The organism is Knoellia sp. S7-12, assembly GCF_040518285.1.
Classification (GTDB): Bacteria; Actinomycetota; Actinomycetes; order Actinomycetales; family Dermatophilaceae; genus Knoellia.
This window is the reverse complement of record NZ_CP155449.1, coordinates 1,752,829-1,778,802: the sequence shown is the minus strand read 5'-3', so window position 1 is coordinate 1,778,802 and position 25,974 is coordinate 1,752,829. Positions and strand designations below refer to the sequence as shown.

The 25,974-nt window shown below is 67.9% G+C and carries 24 protein-coding genes; 13 read left to right on the top strand and 11 right to left on the bottom strand.

The annotated features are described in order from the left end of the window. Positions 1-98 precede the first annotated feature (98 nt). The 3 genes from V6K52_RS08580 to V6K52_RS08570 form a co-directional block, all read right to left on the bottom strand. Complete coding sequence (locus tag V6K52_RS08580; protein ID WP_353953451.1) at positions 99-1,454, bottom strand: hemolysin family protein; 1,356 nt, start codon at positions 1,452-1,454, stop codon at positions 99-101. A 97-nt stretch (positions 1,455-1,551) separates the two neighbouring features. Then, a complete protein-coding gene (locus tag V6K52_RS08575; RefSeq protein ID WP_353953450.1) occupies positions 1,552-2,403 on the bottom strand; it encodes a hypothetical protein in 852 nt (283 codons plus the stop codon). 84 nt (positions 2,404-2,487) lie between these two features. Further along, complete coding sequence (locus V6K52_RS08570) at positions 2,488-3,906, bottom strand: glycine--tRNA ligase (RefSeq protein WP_353953449.1); 1,419 nt, start codon at positions 3,904-3,906, stop codon at positions 2,488-2,490. Between V6K52_RS08570 and V6K52_RS08565 the strand changes: the two genes are divergently transcribed. From V6K52_RS08565 to V6K52_RS08540, 6 genes are all read left to right on the top strand, one after another. Continuing rightward, positions 3,905-4,309, top strand: a complete 405-nt coding sequence (locus tag V6K52_RS08565; RefSeq protein WP_353953448.1) for a DUF6703 family protein — start codon at positions 3,905-3,907, stop codon at positions 4,307-4,309. The two genes, V6K52_RS08570 and V6K52_RS08565, sit on opposite strands and share 2 nt — an antisense overlap. 45 nt (positions 4,310-4,354) lie before the next feature. Continuing rightward, positions 4,355-5,311 carry a metal ABC transporter substrate-binding protein gene (locus V6K52_RS08560; protein ID WP_353953447.1) on the top strand — a complete coding sequence of 319 codons (957 nt, stop codon included), beginning with the start codon at positions 4,355-4,357 and terminating at the stop codon, positions 5,309-5,311. Next, complete coding sequence (locus tag V6K52_RS08555; protein WP_353953446.1) at positions 5,308-6,120, top strand: metal ABC transporter ATP-binding protein; 813 nt, start codon at positions 5,308-5,310, stop codon at positions 6,118-6,120. Before V6K52_RS08560 ends, V6K52_RS08555 begins: the two co-directional genes overlap by 4 nt. Then, positions 6,117-7,133, top strand: coding sequence for a metal ABC transporter permease (locus tag V6K52_RS08550; protein ID WP_353953445.1), 1,017 nt, complete (start codon positions 6,117-6,119; stop codon positions 7,131-7,133). The genes V6K52_RS08555 and V6K52_RS08550 overlap by 4 nt, the downstream gene beginning before the upstream one ends. Next, positions 7,130-7,579, top strand: coding sequence for a transcriptional repressor (locus V6K52_RS08545; protein ID WP_353953444.1), 450 nt, complete (start codon positions 7,130-7,132; stop codon positions 7,577-7,579). Before V6K52_RS08550 ends, V6K52_RS08545 begins: the two co-directional genes overlap by 4 nt. 160 nt (positions 7,580-7,739) lie before the next feature. Continuing rightward, positions 7,740-8,708, top strand: a complete 969-nt coding sequence (locus V6K52_RS08540) for a hypothetical protein (RefSeq protein WP_353953443.1) — start codon at positions 7,740-7,742, stop codon at positions 8,706-8,708. 77 nt (positions 8,709-8,785) lie between these two features. Here the strand turns inward: V6K52_RS08540 and V6K52_RS08535 are convergent, their stop codons facing one another. From V6K52_RS08535 to recO, 4 genes are read right to left on the bottom strand one after another with little or no spacing between them, the layout of a single operon-like run. Next, positions 8,786-9,553: a TIGR03943 family protein gene (locus tag V6K52_RS08535; protein ID WP_353953442.1), complete on the bottom strand. Its 768-nt coding sequence runs from the start codon at positions 9,551-9,553 to the stop codon at positions 8,786-8,788. A gap of 52 nt (positions 9,554-9,605) precedes the next feature. Further along, on the bottom strand, positions 9,606-10,676 hold the full coding sequence (locus V6K52_RS08530) for a permease (protein WP_353953441.1): 1,071 nt from the start codon (positions 10,674-10,676) through the stop codon (positions 9,606-9,608). Beyond that, positions 10,673-11,464 (bottom strand): isoprenyl transferase, encoded by a 792-nt coding sequence (locus V6K52_RS08525; protein WP_353953440.1) that lies wholly within the window; start codon positions 11,462-11,464, stop codon positions 10,673-10,675. Before V6K52_RS08525 ends, V6K52_RS08530 begins: the two co-directional genes overlap by 4 nt. Continuing rightward, positions 11,461-12,186: a DNA repair protein RecO gene (gene recO, locus V6K52_RS08520; RefSeq protein ID WP_353953439.1), complete on the bottom strand. Its 726-nt coding sequence runs from the start codon at positions 12,184-12,186 to the stop codon at positions 11,461-11,463. Before recO ends, V6K52_RS08525 begins: the two co-directional genes overlap by 4 nt. 69 nt (positions 12,187-12,255) lie before the next feature. Here recO and V6K52_RS08515 point away from each other — a divergent pair, with 69 nt between their 5' ends. The 3 genes from V6K52_RS08515 (at position 12,256) to V6K52_RS08505 (ending at position 14,778) form a co-directional block, all read left to right on the top strand. Then, on the top strand, positions 12,256-12,942 hold the full coding sequence (locus V6K52_RS08515) for a hypothetical protein (RefSeq protein WP_353953438.1): 687 nt from the start codon (positions 12,256-12,258) through the stop codon (positions 12,940-12,942). 121 nt (positions 12,943-13,063) lie between these two features. Next, entirely contained in the window at positions 13,064-14,041 is a 978-nt protein-coding gene (locus tag V6K52_RS08510) for a peptidoglycan-binding protein (protein ID WP_353953437.1), read from the top strand. A gap of 113 nt (positions 14,042-14,154) precedes the next feature. After that, a complete protein-coding gene (locus tag V6K52_RS08505) occupies positions 14,155-14,778 on the top strand; it encodes an alpha-ketoglutarate-dependent dioxygenase AlkB (protein WP_353953436.1) in 624 nt (207 codons plus the stop codon). Between the two features lie 124 nt (positions 14,779-14,902). Here the strand turns inward: V6K52_RS08505 and V6K52_RS08500 are convergent, their stop codons facing one another. Further along, positions 14,903-15,403, bottom strand: coding sequence for a hypothetical protein (locus V6K52_RS08500; protein WP_353953435.1), 501 nt, complete (start codon positions 15,401-15,403; stop codon positions 14,903-14,905). 22 nt (positions 15,404-15,425) lie between these two features. Further along, complete coding sequence (locus V6K52_RS08495) at positions 15,426-15,887, bottom strand: hypothetical protein (RefSeq protein ID WP_353953434.1); 462 nt, start codon at positions 15,885-15,887, stop codon at positions 15,426-15,428. Between the two features lie 152 nt (positions 15,888-16,039). Between V6K52_RS08495 and V6K52_RS08490 the strand changes: the two genes are divergently transcribed. The 3 genes from V6K52_RS08490 to V6K52_RS08480 all read left to right on the top strand — a co-directional run bounded on the left by V6K52_RS08490 (position 16,040) and on the right by V6K52_RS08480 (position 22,279). Continuing rightward, positions 16,040-18,040, top strand: a complete 2,001-nt coding sequence (locus V6K52_RS08490; RefSeq protein ID WP_353953433.1) for a sensor histidine kinase — start codon at positions 16,040-16,042, stop codon at positions 18,038-18,040. Continuing rightward, positions 18,037-18,681 carry a response regulator transcription factor gene (locus tag V6K52_RS08485; protein ID WP_353953432.1) on the top strand — a complete coding sequence of 215 codons (645 nt, stop codon included), beginning with the start codon at positions 18,037-18,039 and terminating at the stop codon, positions 18,679-18,681. Before V6K52_RS08490 ends, V6K52_RS08485 begins: the two co-directional genes overlap by 4 nt. Positions 18,682-18,823: 142 nt before the next feature. Beyond that, positions 18,824-22,279, top strand: coding sequence for a phosphodiester glycosidase family protein (locus tag V6K52_RS08480; RefSeq protein ID WP_353953431.1), 3,456 nt, complete (start codon positions 18,824-18,826; stop codon positions 22,277-22,279). A gap of 60 nt (positions 22,280-22,339) precedes the next feature. Here V6K52_RS08480 and leuA read toward each other — a convergent pair whose 3' ends face one another. Then, the gene (gene leuA, locus V6K52_RS08475) at positions 22,340-24,082 is read right to left on the bottom strand and encodes a 2-isopropylmalate synthase (RefSeq protein WP_353953430.1); all 1,743 of its coding nucleotides are present in this window, start codon (positions 24,080-24,082) and stop codon (positions 22,340-22,342) included. Between the two features lie 271 nt (positions 24,083-24,353). Between leuA and V6K52_RS08470 the strand changes: the two genes are divergently transcribed. Beyond that, on the top strand, positions 24,354-25,148 hold the full coding sequence (locus V6K52_RS08470; protein WP_353953429.1) for a hypothetical protein: 795 nt from the start codon (positions 24,354-24,356) through the stop codon (positions 25,146-25,148). Positions 25,149-25,161: 13 nt separating this feature from the next. Here V6K52_RS08470 and ddaH read toward each other — a convergent pair whose 3' ends face one another. Beyond that, positions 25,162-25,929: a dimethylargininase gene (gene ddaH, locus V6K52_RS08465; RefSeq protein WP_353953428.1), complete on the bottom strand. Its 768-nt coding sequence runs from the start codon at positions 25,927-25,929 to the stop codon at positions 25,162-25,164. Between the last annotated feature and the right edge of the window lie 45 nt (positions 25,930-25,974).

Genomic DNA, 25,974 nt, shown 5'->3' with positions numbered 1-25,974 from the left:
CTCCTTGCTAGGTAGTTGAACATTCACCTATCAGAACACGGCTGGCGCAGACTCCATTCCCTGGGCGCCGCACCGCTCGAGGGATGGAGTCTGCCGCTCTAGTCGTCTTGGTCGTCAGATGCCGAGGACCGCCCGTCCGCCGCAGGTGACGTCGAGTAAGGGCTGACCCGGACGCGAGCGATCCTGCGCCCGTCCAGCTCGATGACGGTGAGTTTGCGGTCGTCAACCATGACGCTGTCGCCGACCGAGGGAATGCGCTGCAGCCGCTCGAGGACCAGACCAGCCACCGTCAAGTAGCGCTCGTTGACGAAGTCCGTGCCGATGAGATGCGAGAAGTCATCGAGGTGCAAGCCCCCGTCGACGTCCGAGCCACCCATCGCCTCGTCTGCGCCCGAGCGCCGCGACGACGTGAGCACCTCGGCCGGGTCATACTCGTCGCGGATCTCGCCGACGAGCTCCTCGACGATGTCCTCGAGAGTGATGATGCCGTCGGTGCCGCCATATTCGTCGACGACGAGCGCCATGTGCACGCCCTGGCGCATTTGCGTAAGGGCTGACAGCACTCGGCCACTGCTGGGCATCACGGGGATCTCTCGGACCAGGGCCTCGATGGTGCGGGCCTCACCGTCCTCGACGGGCTCCGCCGACAGCAGGTCGCGCACATGGACGAAGCCGATGACATCGTCAACCGAATGGTTGCGGGTGACGGGGAATCGCGAGTGCGGAGTGCTCCGGATGACCTCACGGGTGTGCTCCAGCGTCACGGTGACATCGAGGAAGTCGACCTCGCCGCGGGGGCGCATGACTTCCTTCAGGCTGCGGTCCGTCGCAGCGAAGACGTCCTGGAGGATCTTGCGCTCATCGGCCTCGAGATCCTTGTGGTGACCCACGAGGTGGCGCAGCTCGTCCTCACTCATCTCATCCCCCGCCGCGTCCGGATCGCCACCGAGCAGCCTCACGACAGCATTGGTCGACCTCGACAGGAACCAGATGACTGGGCGCATGAGGGTTGAGAAGTGCGCAAGAGGTGGGGCCACAGTGAGGGCGATCGCGGCTGGCCTCTGCAGAGCGAGCCGTTTGGGCACGAGCTCACCGAAGACGAGGGACAGGTAGGCGATGACCAGTGTCATGAGGACGAGCGCCGTCGGCTCAGCCGCTGCATCCGAGAGGCCGAGTCGGGTCAGCAACGGAGCGAAATCGGGCGCGAGGGTCGTCGCACCGTAGGCCGCCGAAAGAAAGCCGGCAACTGTCACACCGATCTGGACCGCCGCGAGGAATGTGTTGGGATCGCGCGCGAGCCTCGCGACCTTGGCGCCACGCGAGCCGCTCTTCTCCATCGCGCCGAGCTGCGTCTCGCGCAATGACACCAGGGCCATCTCGGTTGCGGCGAACACTCCACCGATGAGAACGAAGAGCAGCACGAGACCAAAGGCCAAAGCCGTGTCCTGATTCACCGGAACCTCCGCACGGCTTGAGCGGGCAGGTTCCGGATGGGACTTCGAGGGCGATCCATCGCGTCATCCTACGGACAACCACGACACGGTCTGGGCGTCAGCCCGACGGATGCGCCAATCGCTTTCGGGCAGCGTCCAGTCGCCTCTGGGCGGCAACAACGGCCTTGCGTGCGGCACGCGCGGCGTCCTCGGCCGACTCGAGGTCGGCCTGGACCTGCTTCATCTCCGATTCGGCCGCACTCACCTCGGCCTCGGCCTGACGGCGCGCCCTGGCCGCAGTCTTGGCGGCCTTTGCGTCAGCCACGGCCTGGGCCAGCTCCTCGGCCGTGAGCTCTTCGTCGTCATCGTCGTCGGACTCGGACGGGTGCTGCGCCTGCGACTCAGCCTCGGGTGCAGAGTCGGGCTTGCCTCCCTTGAGGACCGACATGATCGAACCCGAACTCGTGACCCCCACCGCGCCTGACAGGTCGACCTCGCCGAACCCGCTGTAGCTCAGCGAGCGCGTCAACTGACCAGACGCCAGCGCCTGGGCCGCGCTCTCATCGGCCAGCGCAGCGATCGCCGAGGCCCGCACCTCGTCGCGACCGCTCGCGCTGAGAGCGGCACCTGCTGCCGTGGTCACCTCCGCAACGCGGTCGACGTATGCCGCCACACTCGCGTCGCGCTCGCCCCTCACCGAGGTGAGCACACGGGCGTCGAGGCGGGCCTGGGCTGCCCGCATCCGGGCGCCGAGACCGAGCAGGTTGGCAACGACGCCCGCATCGTCGCGGGAGGTGAGGTTCATGGCCCAGGCCGTGACCGTCGGCTTGCGCAGCGCGAGGATCTCCTTGGCCGCTGACGCATCGCCGTCAGCTTTCGCGGACGCCGCCAATGCCTTCCGGGACGCAACGAACTCGGCCAGCGGGACGGCATACAGGCTGGCGGCAGCCTCAGCAACGACGTCACTCACTTCAAGCCCACTACCGACTTATTGCGCATTCCGTCGCTCGTCGCCGAACTCCTCGCGACGGAATGCGCAATAGGTCGAGGCATCTCAGCAGCCGATGAGGCGCTGGGCGAGATAGCCCTCCACCTGGTCGAGCGCGACTCGCTCCTGCGCCATGGTGTCGCGCTCGCGAATCGTCACCGCCTGGTCCTCGAGGGTGTCGAAGTCGACGGTGATGCAGAACGGTGTGCCGATCTCGTCCTGACGGCGGTAGCGCTTGCCGATGGCTCCGGCATCGTCGAAGTCGACGTTCCAGTGCTTGCGCAGGGACGCGGCAAGGTCGCGGGCCTTGGGCGAGAGGTCGGCGTTGCGCGACAGGGGAAGCACTGCGGCCTTGACCGGCGCGAGGCGACGGTCGAGCTTGAGGACGACGCGCTTGTCGACGCCACCCTTGGTGTTGGGCGCCTCGTCCTCGACATAGGCGTCGACAAGGAAGGTCATGAGGCTTCGCGAGAGGCCGGCCGCGGGCTCGATGACGTAGGGCGTGTACTTCTCACCCGTCGTCTGGTCGAAGAAGAGGAGGTCGGTGCCCGAGTGCTTGCTGTGCGTCGACAGGTCGAAGTCTGTGCGGTTGGCGATGCCCTCGAGCTCGCCCCACTCGCTACCGGCGAAGTTGAAGCGGTACTCGATGTCGACGGTGCGCGTCGAGTAGTGCGACAGCTTGTCGGCCGGGTGCTCGAAGTGACGCAGGTTGTCGGGGTTGATGCCGAGGTCGACGTACCAGCGGGTGCGCTCCTCGATCCAGTAGTTGTGCCACTCGGTGTCGTCGCCGGGCTTGACGAAGAACTCCATCTCCATCTGCTCGAACTCACGCGTGCGGAAGATGAAGTTGCCCGGCGTGATCTCGTTGCGGAAGCTCTTGCCGGTCTGGGCGATGCCGAACGGCGGCTTCTTGCGCGAGGTCTGCAGGACGTTGAGGAAGTTGACGAAGATGCCCTGCGCCGTCTCGGGGCGCAGGTAGTGCAGGCCACCCTCGTCCTCGATGACACCGAGGTGGGTCTTGAGCATCATGTTGAACTCGCGGGCCTGCGTCCACTGACCACGGGTGCCACAGTTCGGGCAGGCGATGTCGGCGAGCTGGATCGAATCCGGGTCAACCTCTGTCGCGCCCTCACCCGCCTTCTTGTTGGCCTTGTCCGCGAGGGCTTCCTGCATGTGGTCGACGCGGAAGCGCTTGTGACAGCTGAGGCACTCGGTCAGTGGGTCCGTGAAGGTGCCCACGTGGCCGGAGGCGACCCAGGTCTCGCGCGGCAGGATGATCGAGGAGTCGAGACCGACGACGTCGTCGCGGCCGATGACCATCGACTTCCACCACTGGCGACGGATGTTCTCCTTGAGCTCCACACCGAGGGGGCCGTAGTCCCATGCCGAACGCGTGCCGCCGTAGATCTCTCCGCTGGGGAACACGAAGCCCCGACGCTTGCAGAGATTGACGACGGTATCGACGGTGGAGGTTTCCTTGGCCATGCGCGCTAGGTTACTGGCCGCGCAACGCCCCTCTCGCATCGGTTTCTCGCGCCGCGCAACTCCGGTCGACCAGCGGGGTATGCCGTCCGTCACCCCCGTTGGCACGTTAGGCTCCTCGCTCGTGTCACCACTACGCGAATCCTTCGAGCGCGCCAGTGCGCCCATCCTCCAGACGTTGGCCGGGCTCCCCCGCGTCGTTCCGTTCCTCCTCGTCCTCGCGCTGATGGTCGCGGGCGTCATCATCGAGGGCTGGGGCTGGATCCTTGTCGCCGTCGTGACCCTGTTCCTCATCTGGCTGCTCCTGCTCGGCTGGCCCCGCCTGTCGGCACAGGAGCGCCTCATGCGGGTGGCCGTCGTGGCGATCGCCGCCGCCGTCACCATCACCCAGGCGATCCCCAACTGACCGGACATTTGACAACCATTCTCAATTGAGTTGAGAATGGTTGTCATGAAGCGTTCCCTCCTCGTCCTGCCGGTCGTCGGCGTCCTCGCACTCAGCGCCTGTGGTTCGTCGACCGACACGCCCGACGCATCCGGAGGCGGAGACACCGTCGCCGTGTCTGCCGCCTTCTATCCCTTGGCGTATGCCGTGGAGCGCGTCGGAGGCGACCACGTCACCGTGACGAGCCTGGCCAAACCAGGGGCCGAGCCCCACGATGTCGAGCTCACCCCCCGAGACATCATCGAGGTCGGCAAGTCGTCGCTCACGGTCTATGAGAAGGGCTTCCAGCCTGCCGTCGACGAAGCCGTGAAGCAGGTCGACGCGGCCAAGACCCTGGATGTCGCCACGGCCGTCGACCTGACGATCAAGGCCACCGATGACGGCCATGACCACGCTGCGGGCAGCGAAGGGGACGGCCACGCCGAAGAGGGCCAGGCCGACGGCATCGACCCGCACTTCTGGCTCGACCCCACCCGCTATGCGAGCGCCGTCAAGGCGATCGCCACGAAACTTGCGGAGGTCGACAAGGCCAACGCGGCGGCATACGCCAAGAATGCCGATGCGTTCGTCGCCGAGCTGACCACGCTGGACGCCGACTTCACGGCCGGGCTCAAGACCTGCGCGAACCGCGACCTCGTGACCGGGCACGCGGCGTTCGCCTATCTGGCTGACCGCTACGACCTGCACCAGGAGGGCATTGCCGGGCTCTCCCCCGATGCCGAGCCCAATGCAGCCGCGATGAAGGAGATCGTCGAGCACGTCCGCGAGCACAAGGTGAGCACGGTCTATGCCGAGACCCTCGTGAGCAAGGACCTCACCGAGACGATCGCCAAGGAGACCGGTGCGTCCGTGGCCGTCCTGGACCCGATCGAAGGACTCACCGACGCCTCGGCCGGGACGAACTATGTTGAGGTCATGCGCTCCAACCTCGCGACCCTCAAGAAGGGGCAGGACTGTCAGTGACCGGCACACCCCTCATCTCCCTGCGGTCGGCGTCCTTCGGGTATGCCGACCGCAAGGTCGTGGATGGGGTCACCCTGTCGCAGGGACCGGGTGAGGTCATCGCCCTCCTCGGCCCAAACGGCTCGGGCAAGACGACTCTCGTCAAGGGCCTGCTGGGGCTCTCCGATCACCTCGGCGGGGACGTCTCCCTCTTCGGCACACCCTTGGCGAAGTTCCACGACAAACCACGCATCGGCTATGTGCCACAACGGCATTCGCTCTCGGCCTCCGTCCGCGCCACAGTCCGCGAGATCGTCGAGACCGGCCGCCTCCCCCTCCGCCCGTGGTGGCGTCCGAGCAACGCCGAGGACTCCATTGTCGTCGACGAGGCCCTGGACGCCGTGGGTCTGCGCGACCGCGAACGCGAGAACGTCGCGTCCCTGAGCGGTGGTCAGCAGCGGCGGGTGCTCATCGCCCGCGCCCTCGCATCCCAGCCCGACGTCCTCGTCATGGACGAGCCGACGGCTGGCGTCGACAGCGCCAACCAACGCATCCTCGCCGACGTCCTGTCGACCCTCGCCGCGCGCGGAACGTCGATGCTCATCGTCACCCACGAGCTCGCCCCCCTGCGTGACGTCGTGACGCGGATCGTCTGCATGAACAATGGCCACGTCGACTTCGACGGCGCGCCGGCGGCATACGCCGCAGGCCACCGCGGCCACGAGCTCGGCGACGGACACCACCACGGCTCCCCCACCGATGGCGAACGGCCCGCCCCACTCGCGGCGATCGTCACAGACCCGCTGCCGCCACGGGAGGTGCGTTCATGAGCGATCTCTTGTCTCTCGACTTCATGCGTCAGGCACTCGTCGCGGCCGTCCTCGTCGGACTGGCCGCCCCTCTCGTCGGCGCCTTCCTCGTCCAGCGCCGCATGTCCCTCATCGGTGACGGCATCGGGCACGTCGCTCTCGCCGGTGTCGCCGTCGGGATCCTGACCGGCTCGATGCCTGTCCTCACCGCCCTCATCGCGGCCGTGGCTGCGGCAGTGGGCGTCGAACTCATCCGAGCCACCGGTCGCACGAGCGGCGACATCGCCCTCGCCGTCATGTTCTATGGCGGCATCGCGCTCGGCGTCGTCCTCATCTCGAAGTCGACGGCGACGTCACCCGGCAACCTCACCGGCTACCTCTTCGGCGCGATCCTGACGACGAGCCGCTCCGACATCATCGTGTTCGCCGTCCTGGCGGTCGTCGTCGTCGCTGTGACGTGGCTGCTGCGGCACCGCTTCTTCGCCGTCGCCAACGACGAGGAGTACGCCCGCGCAGTCGGTCTGCCCGTCATGCGCTACAACATCGCCCTGTCCGTCCTCACTGCCGTCACGGTCGTGGTCTCGATGCGGGTCGTCGGCCTGCTCCTCATCACGGCGCTGATGATCATCCCCAACGCCACCGCCCAACTTGTCTCGCGCAGCTTCCGGAGCAGTCTGGCCTGGGCCTCCCTCGTCGGCGTGGCGTCCAGCGTCAGCGGCGTCATCGTCTCGTTCTATGCCGAGACGCCGTCGGGCGGGACGATCGTGCTGCTCGCCATCACGACCTTCCTCGTGGTGAGTGTCGTCAGCGGGGTCGTGACGCATGCCCGCCGTGCCGCCCACGATCGCGCCGAGCGCCACGAGCACGAACACGGTCCGGTGTGTGGCCACCCCGCCATCCCCCATGAGGACCACGTCGACTACCTCCACGACGGGCACCGGCACGCGCCGCACGCTGACCACTACGACGAGCACGACGGCCACGGACCCGGCGACCACGCACCCCATCAAGACACCGAGGAGGTCTCTCGATGACCACTTCTTCCACCGAGCCCGGCACAGCGGGCGTCGGCACCGCCAGCACCGCCAGCACCGCCGGCACCTCTCGCCGGCCCACCCGCCAGCGCGCTGCCCTCGCCGAGCTCATGGCGGCGACGCCGGAGTTCGTCTCAGCGCAGGAACTGCACTCCAAGTTGCAGTCGCGCGGGGACTCGGTCGGTCTGGCCACGGTCTATCGCAACCTCCAGGCCATGGCGGCCGACGGTGACGTCGACGTGGTCAGGACCGATGACGGCGAGTGCGTCTATCGCTCCTGCGCGACCGACGCCCACCACCACCACCTGGTGTGTCGAGAGTGCGGTCGCACGGTCGAGGTCGAGGGCCCGGCGGTCGAGAAGTGGGCCACCGAGGTTGCGAGCCGCAACGGCTTCACCGACGTCACCCACACCATCGAACTCTTCGGGACCTGCACGTCGCACTGAGGGTTCGGCGGCGTTTGACGTCGAGGTAGCACGACATGCCGTGCGCAGGGAACTGCCTGCGGCATGTCGCGCTACCTCGACGTCAACCTGCGGCACCTGGGTCTTGCAACTGTGGATAACTCTGCGCTCGGTTGTAGCTGTTCGGGGATGCTTCCGATCCATGCAGCGACTCCCGGACGACCTCGCGGCGCGCCCCTTCTCCACGACGGAGGCCCGCACGCTCGGCGTTTCTGCGCGAGACCTCCGCAACAAGGAGCTCCACGTCCTGACCCGCGGCTCGCGGGTGAAGAGCGAGCCGACCAGCCTCACCGAAAGGGCCCTGGCCTACCTGGTGGCGTTGCGCGCCCCGGTGGCCTTGTCCCACATCAGCGCGGCCATGGTGTGGGGCATCCCGCTCCCGGCAGCCCTGGAGCGGCAGTCGGACCTCAACGTGATGTGCGGTCGCCGCTCGGGTCCCGTCAGGCGAGACGGGTGCATCGGGCACCGAGGGCTGGAGCGTCGGCGCGTGGTCCAGCATCCCTCGAGCGTCGCGGTGACGAGTCTCGCTGACACCTGGGTCGACTTGGGCGTCGACTTGGGCGAAGTCCTCGACCGGGGCCTCGGGCTTGACGACCTCGTCGTTGCCGGTGATGTCACGGCTCGACTCCTGGATAAGGCCAAGGGAGCCGGGGACGGCGTCCAGTTGATCCGGACAACTCTCGACGCGCGTGTCAGACCGAGAGGCAAGGTCATGCTGGATCAAGCGCTCGCCTTGGTCTCGCCACGGGCGAAGTCACCGATGGAGACGCGCGCTCGGCTGATGTTCCACCGCGGCGGCTTGCCGACACCCGAACTGAACGTGGCCGTGGAGTTCGAGCTTGCTGACGGCAGCAGCGCGGGCTGGATGCTGGAGGGCGACTTCGTGTGGCGCGACCAACGGGTCATCGGCGAGTACCAGGGCAAGCACCACCGCGTCATCGGGCAGCGAGCTGTCGATGTTGCGCGCCGACATCTCGCCGAGGACGAGGACTGGACCTTCGTGGAGATCTTTGCGGGGGACGTTTACACCCGACCGAAGCGCATCGCGATGCTGCGTCGACTTGCGCGGGCGCTCGGTGTGCCCGAGTCCGACCTTGATCTGACGCACTGACCGGGGGTCGAGGTAGCACGACTTGCCACAAACCTCGAGTGACTGCGGCATGTCGCGCTACCTCGACTTCAACCTGGCTACTCGTAGGGGTTGGCTGGCGCCGCGATCTGCTGGAGGTCGTCCACCTCGATCACGGGCAGGGTCGCAGGGTCGTCAGCCGGCGTCGAGGACTGCTTCCACTTCCCGGTGAGCGTCACCCACTCATTGTTGGCCGGAGCCGGTGAGCCGACCACGCGCACCTTGATGGCCTGCGCGTCTCCGGCGCAGCAGTTGAGCGACATGCGGGTCAGCGCCCAGCCCTCACCGTCGGTCAGGGTGGAGGCGAAGCCGGTGAGCGAGAACGTCTTGCCCTCGAGGTTCTTGGGGTCGTCATAGAGCGCCCGCATGGAGTATTCGCCGACGGCCAGTTCCACCCCGTCCTCGCCACCATCGATGGGGTCGAACAGGGGCGCCTCACCATTGGTCGCGATCCGACCCGAGTCACGCTCGGCCGAGAACGCCCCGAGCGGTCCCGGCGTGACGACACCGAGCAGGAGGAAGGGGACGATCAGGAGCCAGCCGATGCGCGGTCCACGGCCGTGGTCGTGGGCCTGGACCTCTCCATCGTTGTCGTGAACCGAATCCATGCTCTCGTAGGGCGCCACCGGGTCGGCCTCGCGGCGGCCACGGACCCGCTCGTGCCCGATCAGACCGATGACCGCGACAGCGATGAGCACGAGGGCCGCAACGATGATCGGCCAGCGCATCACCGGCTTGACGAAGTTGAGATAGAGGCCGCCTATCGCGGCCACGACCGAGATGACCCCGATGACCGAGAGGGCAGTGCTCTGCATCGACTTGTTCACGCCTGGGCCTCCGTGAGGGTGGTGGGGGCAGTCATCGCATGCGGCTCCATCATCACAGCAGGACCATCCCGGTGACAGTGGCCACGAGCACCGCGACGACGAACGTCAGCGGGGCAAAGACCATGGCGAACTTCCGCCCGAACGTCGCGATCTGCAAGGCAAAGAGCTTCACGTCGAGCACCGGCCCGACGACCATGAACACGAGGCGCGCCGTCATCGGGAACGCCGACAGACTCGCCGCGACGAAGGCGTCGGCCTCAGAGCAGATCGCGACGATGACGGCAAAGAGAGCGAGGACGATGATCGAGACGAGCAGGTTGCCGGCCAGGGTGTCGATCCACGAACGCGGCACGACGACGTTGACGGTCGCGGCCACGGCGGCACCGACGACGAGATATCCCCCGGCGTGCAACACGTCGTGACTCACCTCGTCGACAAAACGCGCAAGGCGAGAGCCGTCGGACCGGGCGCGACGCGGCATACGGATCACGGAGTCCTTGCCCAGCCGGAGCCAGATCCAGCCGACGACGATCGCGGTGACGAGCGAAGCGAGAAACCGTGCGAGGACGACGCGCCAGTCCCCCGCGAAGGCCACCGCTGTCGAGACCAGCACGATGGGGTTGATCGCGGGCGCAGCGAGCAGGAAGGTCAGGGCGACAGCGGGCTGAATCCCCCGTGATACCAAGGCTCCTGCGATCGGCACACTCGCGCACTCACAGCCCGGCAGGGCCATCCCCGACAGTCCCGCGACGGGCACGGCCGCGGCGGGAGACTTGGGCAGCCAACGACTCAGCGCCTCGGGCGACACGAAGACAGCGACCGCAGCCGAGAGCGTGACACCCAGGACGAGGAACGGCAGCGCCTGCAGCGCGATGGACACAAAGACGGTGAGCCAGGCCTGCACGGCCTCGTGGTCCTCGAGCAGGCCGGTGAGCCGCGGTCGCGCGAGCGCGAGGACGAGCATGGAGCCGGCCAGGATCCAGACCGCGTAGCCGCCGGTCTCAGGAGCAGCATCGCCGCCGTCGACATGATGGGTATGCCGCGCCGAGCGGCGCGTGCTCCCCTCGCCCTCGTCCGTGGTCGACGTCGAGGGTGCCTCGACATCGTGGTGCTCGTGGCTCACGGGCGCGGCCCTCCATCGGTCGTCGTCAGGTCCACGGCTCCACCGTAGCGGCGGTCACGGTCGGCATAGATCTCGATGGCCCGCCACAGGTCGCGCCGGTCGAAGTCGGGCCAGAGGGTGTCGAGGAAGACCATCTCGGCGTAGGCGCTCTGCCACAGCAGGAAGTTGCTCGTGCGCTGCTCGCCCGAGGAGCGCACGAACAGGTCGACGTCAGGCATGTCCGGCTCGGGGAGATAACGGGCCAGGGTGCGTTCATCGACGTTCTTGGCCTTGATGCGACCGCGCGCGACGTCCTCAGCCAAGTCCCGGGCAGCATCACCGAGCTCGGCCCGTCCGCCGTAGTTGACACAGAAATACAGGGTGAGCCCGGTGTTGTGCTGGGTGAGCTCCTGCGCGATCTCGAGCTCCTTGATGACCGAGGACCACAGACGCGGCCGGCGGCCGACCCACCGCATCCGCACGCCCCACTCGTGGAGCTGGTCGCGGCGGCGACGGATGACGTCGCGGTTGAAGCCCATGAGGAAGCGGACCTCGTCGGGCGAACGCTTCCAGTTCTCGGTCGAGAAGGCATAGGTCGACAGGTGCGTGACGCCTGCCTCGATGGCACCGGCGACAACGTCGAGAAGTGCGCCCTCACCCGCCTCGTGGCCCTTGGTGCGGGGCAACCCACGCTGGTTGGCCCAGCGCCCGTTGCCGTCCATGACGATGGCGACGTGGCCCGGCACCTGCTCGGTCGCCAGGGCTGGCGGCTGCGCGCCGCTGGGGTGAGCGAAGGGGCGGCTGGTCACCGCTCAACCATACGTAGCGAGCGCACTCCGTGTTCGAGGTGCCACTGCAGGAACGCTGTGGTCAGTCCGCTCCCCTCCCGTCGGTGACGCAGCTCGGAGGCGTCGGCGATGAACCAATCGCCGGCAAGCAGCGCTGCCAACATTCGCAGCGTCTCTGGCGCGGGTGCTGCGGAGCCGGGAGGACGGCACGAGGAACAGACCGCGCCACCGGAGACGATGTGGAACGCGCGGTGAGGACCCTCGGCGCCGCACTTCGCGCAGTCGTGGAAGCTCGGCGCCCAGCCCGCGATCGCGAGCGCACGCAGGAGGTAGGCGTCGAGGACGAGGTTGGGGTCGTGTTCCTTGCCTGCGAGGGAGCGCAGGGCACCTGTGACGAGGAGGTACTGCTGCAGCGCCGGCTCGCGCTCCTCGGTGAGCCGGTCACACGTCTCGAGCACGGCACTGGCAGCCGTCCACGCGTTGTAGTCGCGCGAGACGATGTCACCCCACGACTCGAGCGTCTCGGCCTGCGTCACCGTGTCGAGGTTGCGCCCTTCGTAGCACTGCAGGTCGACGAGCATCCCCGGCTCGAGCCGGGCTCCGAATCGGGATTTGGTGCGGCGCACACCCTTGCCGACGGTGCGGACCTTGCCCAGACTGCGCGTGAGCACCGTGATGATGCGGTCTGCCTCACCCAGCTTGTGAGTGCGCAGCACGATCCCCTGGTCTCGGTAGAGCGGCACGTCTCATTGTCTCCCGGCACCCTGACAATGCGGGTATGCCGTGCCGCCCGTCGCGCATACCGTGTCGCCATGAGTTCTCGCGAACCGTTCTTCGAGCCACCACTGCCGCCGCCAGAGGAGCCGGAGAGGGATCGCCAGTTCGCCAACGTGCCCTGGTCGCCTCCCATCAATGTCGTCCCCGTGGTGGTGCCGATCGGCGTCGACGTCGTCGTGACGGACGACGTGGTCATCCGGGTCATGGACGCTCAGGCCTATGGCCGGGGCGTGCTCCTTCGAGTGGAGACGTGGGTGCACCCGGAGTCAGCAATGCGCGCCCAGGACCGGCACGGGATGCCGGAGGAGCCGCAGGTGGGCATGCTCCTCGGCGACGGGACCAAGGTGGGGGCCGGGGGTCCCGGCCACTCGCCTGACGTCGGCCCGGGCGAGCCGGGCACGGCCAGCGCCCCGCTCTTTGTCAACGCAGGTGGCGGCGCCGGGGAACTGCGTGTCACTCAAACCTGGTGGGTTTCACCCGTGCCGGACGGAGCTGCCGAGATGGTCGTCGCGTGGACGGCGCTCGACGTGCCAGAGACGTTTGTGCCGCTCGACCTCGACGTCGTGCGCGACGCCAGCGCTCGAGCGAAGGAACTCTGGCCGCTGCCCGACGTCGAGGACGGCAGCTACGGCTGGTTCGCCTACGCACCCGGCGGGCACACGGCATACACATCGAGTTTGGGTCATTCCCTTGATGGTGACGACGACGACAGCGCGAGGTGACGGGGAGCCCTCCCCATGTACGCGCCCGTGCGGGGGCTCCTAGGTTCGTTGCGGCAGAGAACAATCCATGCAGCGAATGAGGGGTAGGACCATGTGTGAACTTCACGACCACGAGTCATTGATGACGCAGACGCCGGACGTGGGACGCCGGAGTCTCCTGCGCGGCGCCGGAGGGATCGTCCTCGGCGGAGGGCTCGTCGTCGCTGGCGCAAGCGCCGCCCACGCGGCCACCTCGCAGAACGGCTGGCCCGCGAGTAGCAGTCCGAGCGCCATCGGGATCACCGGGCTCACCGTCTCGGGACACACTTTCCCCGCCGGCGTGCGCGGCGGCCAGGTCCACACGGTCCTCGGCTACGTCGCGCGTCGCTTCCACAGCGAGGTCGAGGCGCTCGCCAACCCCGGCTGCTGGGGCTACAACTACCGCGTCATCTCGGGCAGCACGAGCTTCTCGAACCACGCGTCAGGGACCGCGATCGACTGCAACGCGCCCCGTCACCCGCTCGGTGCATCCGGCACGTTCTCGTCGGCTCAGGTGAGTCGGATCCGCTCGATCCTCAGCTATTGCAACGGTGTCGTGCGGTGGGGCGGCGACTACTCGGGCCGCAAGGACGAGATGCACTTCGAGATCAACGTCCGTCCCGGCGACTCCCGCATTGCGCCCCTCGTCGCCAAGATCGGTGGATCGACGCCGCCTCCGACCACCACCTGGTCCACGGTGAAGTCGGGAGCCACTGGCTTCCGGGTCACCGCCATCCAGCACCTGCTCCGGGCCCGAGGCCAGTCACTGACCGTCGACGGCGTCTTTGGTGCAGTCACCGTCAGCAAGGTCAAGGCGTTCCAGACCTCACGCGGCCTTCTCGCCGACGGCGTCGTCGGACCAAAGACGTGGGCCGCACTCATCATCACGGTGAAGTCCGGCTCGTCGGGCCAGGCTGTCGTGGCCGCCCAGAAGGCCCTCACGGCGCGCGGCTACACCCTCACCGCCGATGGCATCTTCGGCGCGACGACGGCCTCCAAGGCAAAGGCTTTCCAGGCCAGCCGCGGTCTCCTCGCCGATGGCATCGTCGGCTCGGCGACCTGGGCCAAGCTCACGATCTGACCACCTTGAATGCCCACGACCGCTCCTGCAACCCGGGGGCGGTCGTGGTGCACACGGCATACGCCGTCGTGTCGCACTAGAACATGCGTTCGATTTCGATTAGGCTCGGCGACATGGCCGCAGCGCTGCAGCATTCGCTCTTCGACACCGGTGACGCCATCGACCTCGGGTCGCTGGCCCCGACCCGCACGCACCTTTCACGGGGCGCGTGGGTGGACTACCAACCGAGCTGGCTCACGGGCGCCGACCTCCTCTTCGACGCGCTCCACGAGGCCGTGCCCTGGAAGGCCGAACGCCGAGAGATGTATGAACGGGTCGTCGACGTGCCGCGGCTGCTGAAGTTCTACGAACAGGACGAGGCCCTCCCCCACCCCGTCCTCACCGAAACGCGAAAGACCTTGTCCGACAGGTATGCCGGAGAGTTGGGCGAGCCTTTCGTGTCCGCCGGAATGTGCCTCTACAGAGACGGACGCGACTCCGTGGCGTGGCACGGCGACCGGGTCGGCCGATCCAAGGACCAGGACACGATGGTGGCGATCCTCTCCGTCGGGTCGGCACGTTCACTGATGCTGCGACCGCGTGGTGGCGGGACCTCGATCGGCTTCTCGCTGGGCCACGGCGACCTCGTCGTCATGGGCGGCTCCTGCCAACGCACGTGGGACCACGCCATCCCCAAAACCAACAAGCCTGTCGGCCCCCGGATCTCCATCCAGTTCCGACCCCGCGGAGTGCGCTGAAGCTCTGGTTCTCGTTCGTTCGGTTTGACTGGGATACAGGCCGTGAGCTGGGTGAGGCTTGCGTGACCGGTGGTCCGCGGATCGGACGACCGCCACTTCCTGTGGGGGCCGCCCGACCATCTCGTCAGGAGCAGGTGAAGACGTCGCGGCTGACCGTGGCGACTCCGTTGGCGTTGATCGTCACCTTGCCCGCCAAGTGGAGGGCGAGAGTCGACCCATCTGTTCCGGTCAACGTGCTCCGCAGCCGGTACTGACCAACCCGCTCGACATCGCCCTCGTTGGTGGACTCGGTCACGACCCCGTTGACCTTCTCGCGGTAGGTCCCCGAGTAGGTCGGCAGTGAGGCGTTGTCAGGGACCAGCTCGACGAGGCCGTTGATGACCCCATTGATGTGCAGCTCTCCCGGGTCGCGCCCACCGGGCGGCAGGACAAGCTTGTATCCGCCGGTCCGGACCTCATGGAACGTGCCGGCCCATGGGACGCAGAAACCCTCGCCCGTGGCGAAGTGCTCGTGTGCGTCATAGTCCTCGGGATAGAACTCGTGGATGGCTCCCGCGCCGGCGGATGATGCCGTCCCCACCATGAGGACAAAGCCAGCCAGGACGCTTGCAACAGTGCATTTCATGATCTCTCCTTGGGTTGCTTTCTCAACCGAACAAACACAGGTAGGTGGCCGCAAGGAAGGCGACGGCGGCCAAGGCCAGGGCGACCAGGGCAGTTGCCGAGAAGGAGCCCACGCGGCGGCGATGCTCGACGGCGAGGTAGGCGGCGACAGCCGCGAAGACGTGCGGCCAACCTGACCAGAAGCCGACGACGGTGACTGCGGAGGCCAAGGAAAGCCCCAACGCGGTCCCGGCCACCCGACGCGGAGGCCCGCCCAGCACGCGAAGCGCGAGCCAGACCGCCGGAACGGCCGCGACGACCATCAGCAAGGCATACACGGCTATCTCACTGGCCGGAGTCGGAGGGCTTCCTCCTTGGTCGGCGTTGAGGCCGAAGACGACGCCGGACACCATGCTGGCTGCGAAGGTTGCGGCCCCCACAGCTGCCGCCAACGCTGGGCGGAGTGACTCTGCCCGTGGAACGGAACTCGATGTGATGGTGCTCATCGCTACTCCTCAGTGTGTTGGGCCTTGAGGACACCACGCGGGGCCACCGGGCAGGACCTGTCTCAGGACGCAGTTCAGCCAGGAGGTTCTCCCGCACACATCAGGACAACAGTCCCGGGACAGGGCGCCGCTTCCGGGAGCACACTTCAGGCATGGGAGCGGGCGCCGACGACTGGGCACGCAGGACCGCGGGCTGGCTCGTGGCTGCCCTCATCCTCGCCCTCTTCGCCACCGTCCCGGTGTCACTGTCCGGCGGGGTGCTGAACCGCCCCCTGGTCGTAGGGTCGGAGTCGGGTCTGTGGATCGGAGCAATCGTCGCGGCCCTTGCCCTGTCCGGGGCCGCCCTGACCCACCTCCGCCCGAAGAACGTGATCGGCTGGCTGCTGCTGCTGTCGGGTTTGCTCCAGGTCATCAACATCTCGGCCGACGCGTACGCGACACGCGCCCTCACCGATCCGGACGGCTCACTCCCGCTCGGCCTGGCATGTGCGTGGCTGGCCTCCTGGACGTGGATGCCGTCGCTGCTGCTCTTGGTCCTCGTGCTGCCAGCTCTCTACCCAACGGGCCGCGCGCCTTCGACGTACTGGGCATGGCACGTCCGACTCAGCATGGTCGGCATCACCACGAGCGCCCTGCTGATGGCCTTCGGCCCCGGCGGCGTCGACGACACCGTCGAGGGCGTTGAGCTCCCGTGGACCCTCCCGGAGTGGGCGCTCTGGGCGTTCGGGGTCCCCGCCGCGGTTCTCCTCGCCGCGTCTGCAGTCAGCACGATCGTCGGGACGCTGGTTCGGGCTGTGCGCGCCCGCACTCCCGAACGACAGCAGCTCCTGTGGTTGCTGAGCGTCGTGACCCTCATGGTGGGGACCGTCTTCACCGAGTACTCCGTCCTGTTCGGCCTGTCCTACGGCCTCGTGCCCGTGGCCGTGGTCATCGGTGTGCTGCGCTACCGCCTTCTCGGCATCGAGGTGGCCCTGCGACAGACGCTGCTCTACGTGCCGATGACCCTGCTCGTCGCACTCGTCGTGGGCGGGCTGACGACGGCACTGGCCCGTCTCGTCCCCGAGGGCCCGCTCCCCCTGTTGGCCGCATCCGCCGTCGTGGTGGCCCTCGTGCTGCCAGTGGCTCGACGCCTCAGTGTCCTGGTCGACCGGCTGGTCCTCGGGGAGCGGGCCGACCCCCTGACGCTCGTGGACCGGGTCGCCGCCGATCTCGAGGTCGCGCACGACGACCCCGTCGCGGCGATGCTCCAGGCGGTGGCGTCCGCAGCGTCGTCCCCCAGCGCGGCCGTGCGCGACACCTCGGGACGACTCGTCGCCGAGGTGGGAGGGAACACCGACCCGACTGCGCAGACCTTCGTGGTGCCGCTTCGGCACGGTGGCGACGACCTGGGAACGCTGGAGCTGGCCATGAGCGTCCAGCCCAAAGGCACCACGGACCCGGGACGACGTCTCGCCGCAACGCTGGCACCGCACCTCGCCGTGGTGGTCCACGCCCGCCGGCTCACGCAGGATCTCAAGCGGGAGCGCGCCCGCGTCACGGCGGCCACACTGGCCGAGCGCGACCGGGTGCGGCGAGACCTTCACGATGGGCTCGGCCCCTCCCTCTCCGGTATCGCGCTCAGCCTGGAAGCAGCCACCATGGCGCAGGACACCGACCCGACCTCGGTCCCCCTTCTGCTGGCGCGGACGCGAGAGGAGGCAGACTCGGCGGTCCGGGAGATCCGCCGCGTCGTCGACGGTTTGCGACCGGCCGCCCTGGACCTGAGAGGTCTCCCAAGCGCGGTCGAGGACACCGCGTCAATGCTCGGTCTGGGCCGGCAAGGCGGGGTGGCCTTCAACCTCCAGGCCGACCTCCCCGCCACTCTGCCGCCCGCAGTCGAGGAGGGCGCCTTCCGCATCCTGGCCGAGGCACTGACCAACGTGGTGCGTCATGCGGAAGCCACTCGGTGCGACGTGACGATCCGTCGCTCCCACGGGGATCTGCGGCTGGTCGTCTCCGACGACGGCTGCGGACTTGCAGCGTCCAACGGGTCCGGCCATGGACTCGCCTCCATGCTGCGGCGTGCCACAGATCTCAACGGCCATCTCGAGGTCACCGGCAAGCAGCAGGGCGGAACCGTGATCACCGCAGTGCTCCCGGTGGGTCCGTCATGACGTTGCGTGTGGTCCTCGCGGACGACCACCCGATGTACCGCTTCGGCCTCGCCGCGGTGCTCACCCAGTCGGAGGACATAGACGTGGTCGCCAGCGTGGGCGACGGGTCCGAGCTCCTCCGGGCCGTCGCGGAGTATGCGCCGGACGTGGTGATCACCGACCTGACCATGCCCGGCCTCGATGGAGTCACCGCGACACAGCAGTTGCTCGCCGCGGACCCCGGCCTACCGGTGCTGGTGTTGACCATGCACGAGGACGACGAGCACGTCTTCGCCGCCCTGCGCGCCGGCGCTCGCGGCTACCTCGTCAAGGGTGCGGACGGCTCCGAGATCCTGGGTGCGGTCCGGACTGTCGCCTTGGGCGGCGCCGTGTACGGCGGTAGCGTCGCGCGGCGCATCGTCACCTTCTACGCGGGCGAGGGGGAGGTGTCACCCACCGCGCGCGCCTTCCCCCTGCTCACGCCTCGTGAACGTGAGGTACTCGAGCTCGTCGCCGTCGGATGCCGCAACCACGAGATCGCGCGACGACTGTCCATGTCGGAGAAAACCGTGCGCAACCACGTCTCGCAGGTCCTCACCAAGCTGCAGGCACCCGACCGGACGGCAGCAGCGCTGCGAGCGCGCGACGCGGGTCTGGGCTGAGCTCAGCACCCAGTCTCCGAACCGGTCTCGCCGCGCGGCTGGCGCAGATCGGTGCCAGACTCCCCATGTGAACAAGTTACGTTTGCCGGCCATTCATCGGGAAATTGTTTCCACCTCACTCCGCCGGGGTGGAATTCTCGACATGCCCCCACCCTCGCGCTCGACCCGATCTCGCACCTGGAAGGGCCTGGTCGCCGCCACGATCGCCCTCCTCCTCGCCCTGCTCGCGCCCTCCGGCGCACAGGCCTCACCCACAGGCCCTGACCACGACGGCAGCGCCCCCGTCATCACCGGCGTCGACCCCGCAGTTGGGCGCACGGCCGCGGGCAGCTCGGACATCACCGAGCCGAGAATCGTTGCGCCGCAGGCGAACCAGACCGATGACCGCCTCTGGCTCAGCGATGTCACCCGCCCCGTCGCCCCAGCCGTGTCGCTGCGCTCGTTCGAGTGGCTCGACGCCGGTGGCTTCATGCGCGGCGACCTCCTCAAAGTGGACCTGGCCGCAGGGTCGGTGAAGCCGGACTACATCAACGCTGGCAAGGTCGCGTCGGCGAGCCCGCTCACCGAGCAGGCCGACCCCCGCCGCGCCGTGGCCGCCGTCAACGGCGACTACTTCGACATCAACAACTCCAGCGCCCCTCAGGGCGGCGCGAAGCAGCTCGACGGCACCGTCGTCAAGGGCCCGAACCCGGGCCACAACTATGCCGTCGGCGTGGGCGAGAGCAACCTCGGCCAGATCACGTCGATGTTCCTGCAGGGAACGATTTCCCTCCCGAGCGGTTCCATCCCGTTGGACGGCCTCAATCAGTCCGCCATACCCGCTGATGGTGTCACCGTCTTCAGCCCCCTCTGGGGCGACTACACGCGAACCCGCGTCACCGGAGGTGCGACGAAGGTACGTGAGGTCGTGACCCGCGGTGGCCTCGTCGAGTCGGTTGCCACATCGGCCGGAGCGGGTCAGCTCGCCAGCGACCAGCTCGCCGTCGTCGGGCGCGGCGCTGGCGCCGACAAGCTGGCGGCCCTCAAGGTCGGCGACAAGGTGGGCGTGGACTACGCCCTGCGCAACGAGGGCGCCAACCTCAAGATGGCGATCTCGGGCAACACGATGCTGCTCAAGGACAATGTCGTCCTGCCCCAGACCGACAAGGCGATCCACCCCCGCACGGCCATCGGCTTCGACGCCGATGGGTCCACGATGTTCGTCCTCACCGTCGACGGTCGCATGGCCGCCTCACGCGGCATGACCTATGCCGAGACCGGCACGTTCCTCAAGGAGGTCGGCGCCACCACCGGCATCAACCTCGACGGCGGCGGCTCCTCGACGATGCTCGCCCGCGAGGCCGGCGAAACTGACCTCGACGTGGAGAACCAGCCATCCGACGGCGGCCTTCGCGCAGTGCCCGACGGCGTCGGGCTGTTCGCTGAGGCTGGCTCCGGGCAGGTCCGTGGGATGCGACTCATCACCACCTCCGACGAGGAGAACGTCGACCTGCGTCGCGTCTTCCCCGGGTTCACCCGCCAGCTCACTGCCCTCGGACACGACGAGACGTACGCACCCGTCCAGACCTCACCGGCATACAAGGCGCAGGGCAAGGCGACCGTCTCGAGCACGGGACTGCTGCGCGCCGGCACGCCAGGCGACGTCGTCGCCACTGCGCAGATCGAGGGCCTCAAGGAGACTCTCGAGTTGACCGTGCTGGGGCCGCTGCAGCGACTGCGCCCCAGTGTCGACAAGGTCTCGATCCTTGTCCCCGCCGAGCCTTCGACGTTCCGGATCATCGGCGCTGACGCCAACGGTTTCGAGACCCCTCTCGAGACTGGGGACGTCGCGCTCGACTACGACCCGGCCCTCGTCGACGTCACCAGCAGCGGTGTGGACTTCACTGTGAAGGCCAGGCCGGGCGTCACGACCGGAGCCGTCGTGATCAAGGCCACGGCCGAGGGAGTCGTCACGCATGTCCCGGTGGCTATCGGTTCCGTCAGCACGACACTGAGCAATTTCGACGACGCCGCGACCTGGCGGTTCACCCAAGCGCGAGCTGCTGGCAAGGTCGAGCCGGCGCCCGGACGCGAGGGTGGCACCGGACTGAAGATGACCTATGACTTCACGAAGTCGACGGCCACGCGAGTCGGCTATGCGCGACCGGCCACTCCGATCGTCATCACCCAGGGTCAGCCACTGGCGCTGGGCGTGTGGGTCCACGGGGATGGCATGGGCGCATGGACGTCCTTTGGCATCAGCGACGGCGAGGGCAAGGCCGCCTCGCTCTACGGGCCCTACATCACGTGGACCGGCTGGAAATACATGGAGGTGCCCGTCCCCCAGACGCTCCCAGGGCCGATCACCCTCAACTTCGTGGCGGCGATCGAGACCGGCGCTGCTCGCTCCTACACGGGAGCCGTCGTCTTCGACGACCTCGTCGTGAAGACGGCCCCGCCGGTGAGCGCCCCGGAGACCCCGGTCGTCACCGATCCGGTGGTCCAGCAGCACTCCGCTCTGAGCACGTCGGGTGAACAGTTCACCTATGCCGTGATGTCGGACGGTCAGTTCACCGCTGACAACCAGTCACTCGTCCCGGCCGTGCGTCGCACGATGCGCGAAATCGTCTCCAGCACACCGGACTTCGTTGTCATCACCGGTGACCTGGTCGACACCGGCTACCCCGCCGACTTCGCGCTGGCCAAGAAGGTCATCGACGAGGAACTCACGGCCAAGGAGGTGAAGTGGTACTACTTGCCGGGCAACCACGAGATCTATGGTCCCGGCTCGACGAGCAACTTCAGTGCCGTCTTCGGCGAGACGCATCACAGCTTCGTGCACAAGGGCACCCGATTCGTGCTGCTCGACTCCTCGACCGGCACGTTGCGCGGTGGCGGGTTCGACCAGTGGCAGATGCTGCGGTCGGCGCTCGATGACGCAGAGAAGAACGACGCCGTGAACGGCGTGGTCGTCGGCTGGCACCACCCCCCGCGTGACCCGAGCCCGGTCAAGGGCTCACAGATGACCGACCGCGTGGAGGCCCAGACGGTGGAGACGTGGCTGTCCGACTTCCGGATGCGCAGCGGCAAGGGTGCACTGTTCGTCGGCGGCCACGTCGGTGCCTTCTCTGCAGGGCGCGTCAACGCCGTGCCCTACGTCGTCAACGGCAACTCGGGCAAGGCTCCGTCGACCTCACCCGACGAGGGCGGGTTCTCCGGTTGGACGACCGTGCGCATCGATCCCGAGGCACCACGGGTTCCGGCACCCAAGCTCTATCGGGTCGACCCGGCCGACCCCGGCCCCCACCCCTGGGCGCGAGTCCAGATCCGTCCCCACGTCGATGAGCTCACAGTGAGCGCGCCGGGAGTCACTGTCGGCGCAACCACCCAGGTGTCGACGACGATCAGCCAGGGCACGCGCACGTTCCCGCTCGCCTATCCGGTGAGTGCGTCGTGGAGCGGTGAAGGTGTCCACGTCGGCACTGGAAACGCACCCGGAAGTGCGGTCGCGGCATACGACCCCGTGACCGGGAAGTTGACCGGACTGCGGACAGGAAGCGGGACGCTCACCGTCACTGTCAACGGTGTGACCCGGACTGCGCCGGTGACCGTCAGCTGAAGCCCGCCTTGTGGGGGAGCGCGAACCAGAGGTCGCGCTCAGCCACACAAGGCGTTCGGGTCAGTCGTCGGAGTCGCGGGTGGCGCGGTTGACGGCCGAGAGCACGGCGGTGAGCGAGGCCCGCACGATCGAGGAGTGCATGCCGACGCCCCACAGGACGCGGTCGGCGACGGCGCACTCGACGTACGCCGCAGCCTTCGCGTCACCACCGGAGGACAGCGCGTGCTCGGAGTAGTCGAGCACCCGCACGTCCACCCCGAGCGTCCCAAGCGCGTCGATGAAGGCCGCGATCGGGCCGTTGCCGAACCCGTCGACCGTGATCTCCTGGCCGTGGTCGAGCATGACCGCCGTGATGTGGTCGCGCCCGTCGCCGGCGCTCACGAGGGTGTGGCTCACCGGGGTGAACCGCCCCCATTCGTTGCGCTTTCCGGGCTTGGCCGGGAGGTACTCGTCGCGGAAGATCTTCCACAGCTCCTTGGCTGTGATCTCCCCACCGTGCTCGTCCGCCCGCCGCTGGACGACCTGGCTGAACTCCACCTGGAGCCGACGTGGGAGGTCGAGTCCGTGCTCTGACTTGAGCAGGTAGGCCGAGCCGCCCTTGCCGGACTGGCTGTTGACGCGCACGACGGCCTCGTAGGAGCGGCCGATGTCGTGCGGGTCGATGGGCAGGTAGGGCACGCCCCAGGCAAGCTCGTTGATCGTCTTGCCATCCGCCTTCCCTCGACGTTCCATGTCGTCGAGGCCCTTCTTGATCGCGTCCTGGTGCGACCCTGAGAAGGCGGTGTAGACGAGGTCTCCACCCCACGGGTGCCGCTCGTGCACGGGCAGCTGGTTGCAGTACTCGACCGTGCGGCGGATCTCGGCCATGTCGGAGAAGTCGATCTGGGGGTCGATGCCCTGGCTGTAGAGGTTCATGCCCAGGGTGACGAGGCAGACGTTGCCGGTGCGCTCGCCGTTGCCGAAGAGGCAGCCCTCGATGCGGTCGGCGCCGGCGAGGTAGCCGAGCTCCGCGGCGGCCACTCCCTCACCGCGGTCATTGTGCGGATGCAGGCTCACAACAACGGATTCGCGTCGGTCGAGGTGTCGGACCATCCACTCGATGGAGTCGGCGTAGGCGTTGGGTGTGGCCATCTCGACGGTGGCCGGCAGGTTGATGATCATCTTGTGATCCGGCGTCGGGTCGATGACCTCGATGACCGCGTTGCAGATCTCGACGGCGAACTCGAGCTCGGTGCCCGTGTAGGACTCCGGCGAGTACTCGTAATAGACGTCGGTGTCCGCGACCGTCTCCTCGAGCTTGCGACACAACCGCGCGCCCTGGAGGGCGATGTCGATGATGCCCTCCTTGGGCAGGTCGAAGACGACCCGCCGCTGCAGCACCGAGGTGGAGTTGTAGAAGTGGACGATTGCCTGCTTGCTCCCGCGGATCGCGTCGAAGGTCCGCTCGACGAGGTGGTCGCGGCACTGGGTGAGCACCTGGATCGTCACGTCGTCGGGGATGTGCCCGCCGTCGATCAACTCGCGACAGAAGTCGAAGTCGGTCTGGCTCGCGCTCGGGAAGCCGACCTCGATCTCCTTGTAGCCCATGCGGACGAGGAGCTTGAACATGCGCATCTTGCGCTCGGAGTCCATTGGGTCGATGAGCGCCTGGTTGCCGTCGCGCAGGTCAACCGCGCACCAGCGCGGCGCCTTGGACATGACCTTGTCGGGCCAGGTGCGGTCGGGGAGGTGGACCTCGATCTGGTCCTGGAACGGTGCGTACTTCGTCGTCGGCATTCCGGACGACTGCTGGGGGTGGATCATCTTGCGCCTCTACTCACTTCTCGGTGTGCTCATGGGCTGCTCAGCCGGGCACAGCGAACTCCGCGACGAGGAGGGCCGAATCAGGCCTCGCCGCGGCAGAGAAGGAGGAGACGGTGCTGCACAACGTCGAGTATGCCGTCTGCCCCCGGATCCGTCGACGTTACCTCTGTTTTCGGTCAGCATCCGGACACGACCAACGCGTGCGTCTGCGAATGCGGTTGCCAGAACGGACGCATCCGCAGACGCAAGGTCCAGCGGTAGGTTGCGCAGCATGATGATCCGCCCGGACACCTTGGCCGCCATCAAGGCGGGCGAGGTCGACCTTGCGTTCAGACGGTGGGACCGCCCTCGAGTCCTGGTCGGTACCCGCCTGCGCACCGGCGTCGGGTTGATCGAGGTCACCGGCGTCGAGCAGGTCGCAGCCAGTCGGGTCACGGCCGCAGAGGCGAAGCGAGCCGGCGCGGGATCTCTCGTCGAGCTGCGTCGGATGTTGGAGGGCAAGGCGGACCGCCCGGTGTGGCGGGTTGGCCTGACGTATGCAGGCGCGGACCCACGCGAAGCCCTGCGCGCGAACGCCCCCGACGCCGATGAGGTGATCACCATCCGGGCCCGCCTCGACCGGCTGGACGCCGCCTCGTCGTTCGGCCCGTGGACGCGCGCCACGTTGGCGATCATCGACCGGTCCCCCACCGTGCGAGCCCCCGACCTGGCCGCGGAACTGGGGCGGGACACCCCGAGCTTCAAGCGGGACGTGCGCAAGCTCAAGGAGCTGGGGCTCACCGAGTCCCTCGACATCGGCTACCGCCTCTCGCCCCGCGGTGCCGCGGTCGTCGACGCCGAGGCCACGACGCCTCGGCTCGACCGCGACGCAGCACCCACCGGCACGCCCCTCCCACGCATCGGCGCTCCCGCCACGCGCGCCCTTCGCGCCCAGGGGATCTGGACGCTCGAGCAGGTCCGTGACATGGGCGAAGCCCAGCTCACGGCCCTGCACGGCGTCGGACCCGTGGCGGTTCGCCTTCTCCGACAAGCCTTGGCCGATCGAGGTTGGACCTGGTCCGACTGACCACCAAGGGGCCTCAGCCGCGACAGCGGACGGACAGACAGGTGACGCAACCCTCGAGCTTCTCGAACTCACTGATGTCGACAGTGACCACCTCGTGGCCGCGACCACGCAACAGCTCGGCCGTCTTCGGAGCGCTGGCCGCCAGGAGCAGCACGTTGTCGTCAAGCAGCACCACGTGCGCTCCACCCTCCTCGGGCATCCCCTCATAGGTCGGGAACGCACCGGGCCAGTCCACCACCGGGTCCCAGCCGATGACGGTGCCGTCGGGCAGCGCGGTGACGGCCGACTTGAGGTGCAGCACCCGCTCGACCGTCACGGCCTGGGTGCGCATGCCGACCGTCGCCAGATGCGCCGAGAGCTGGTGGATCCCCGCACCGTTGGTGCGACCACCCAACCCGACGTATGCAGTGTCGCCGATCTTGAGGACGTCTCCCCCGTCCAGCGTGCCCGGGTCCTCGATCCTCAGCACGCGGTAGCCGAGGTCTCGCACCACGCCCTCGACTGCGGCCACCTCTGGTTTGCGCTGTGCTGCACCGGGATTCGTCAGCACTGCCACATCACCACTGACCACGACTGCGTCCTCGATGAACACGGCGTCGGGGCAGTCGTCGGCGGGCGGGACCTCGAGAGTCTCCCAACCCGCCGACCGCAAGCATGCGGCATACGCATCCCATTGCTCGACCGCAAGGTCGAGGTCGATGGACGACTTCTCGAGGTGGGTGACGAGCCCGTCGGCGAGGCGCGGACCGGGGCGACGGATGAGGGCAGTTCGACGAGTCACAGAGCCGACCCTATGCCTACGCTCCGAGGGCGAGATGGGATCGGC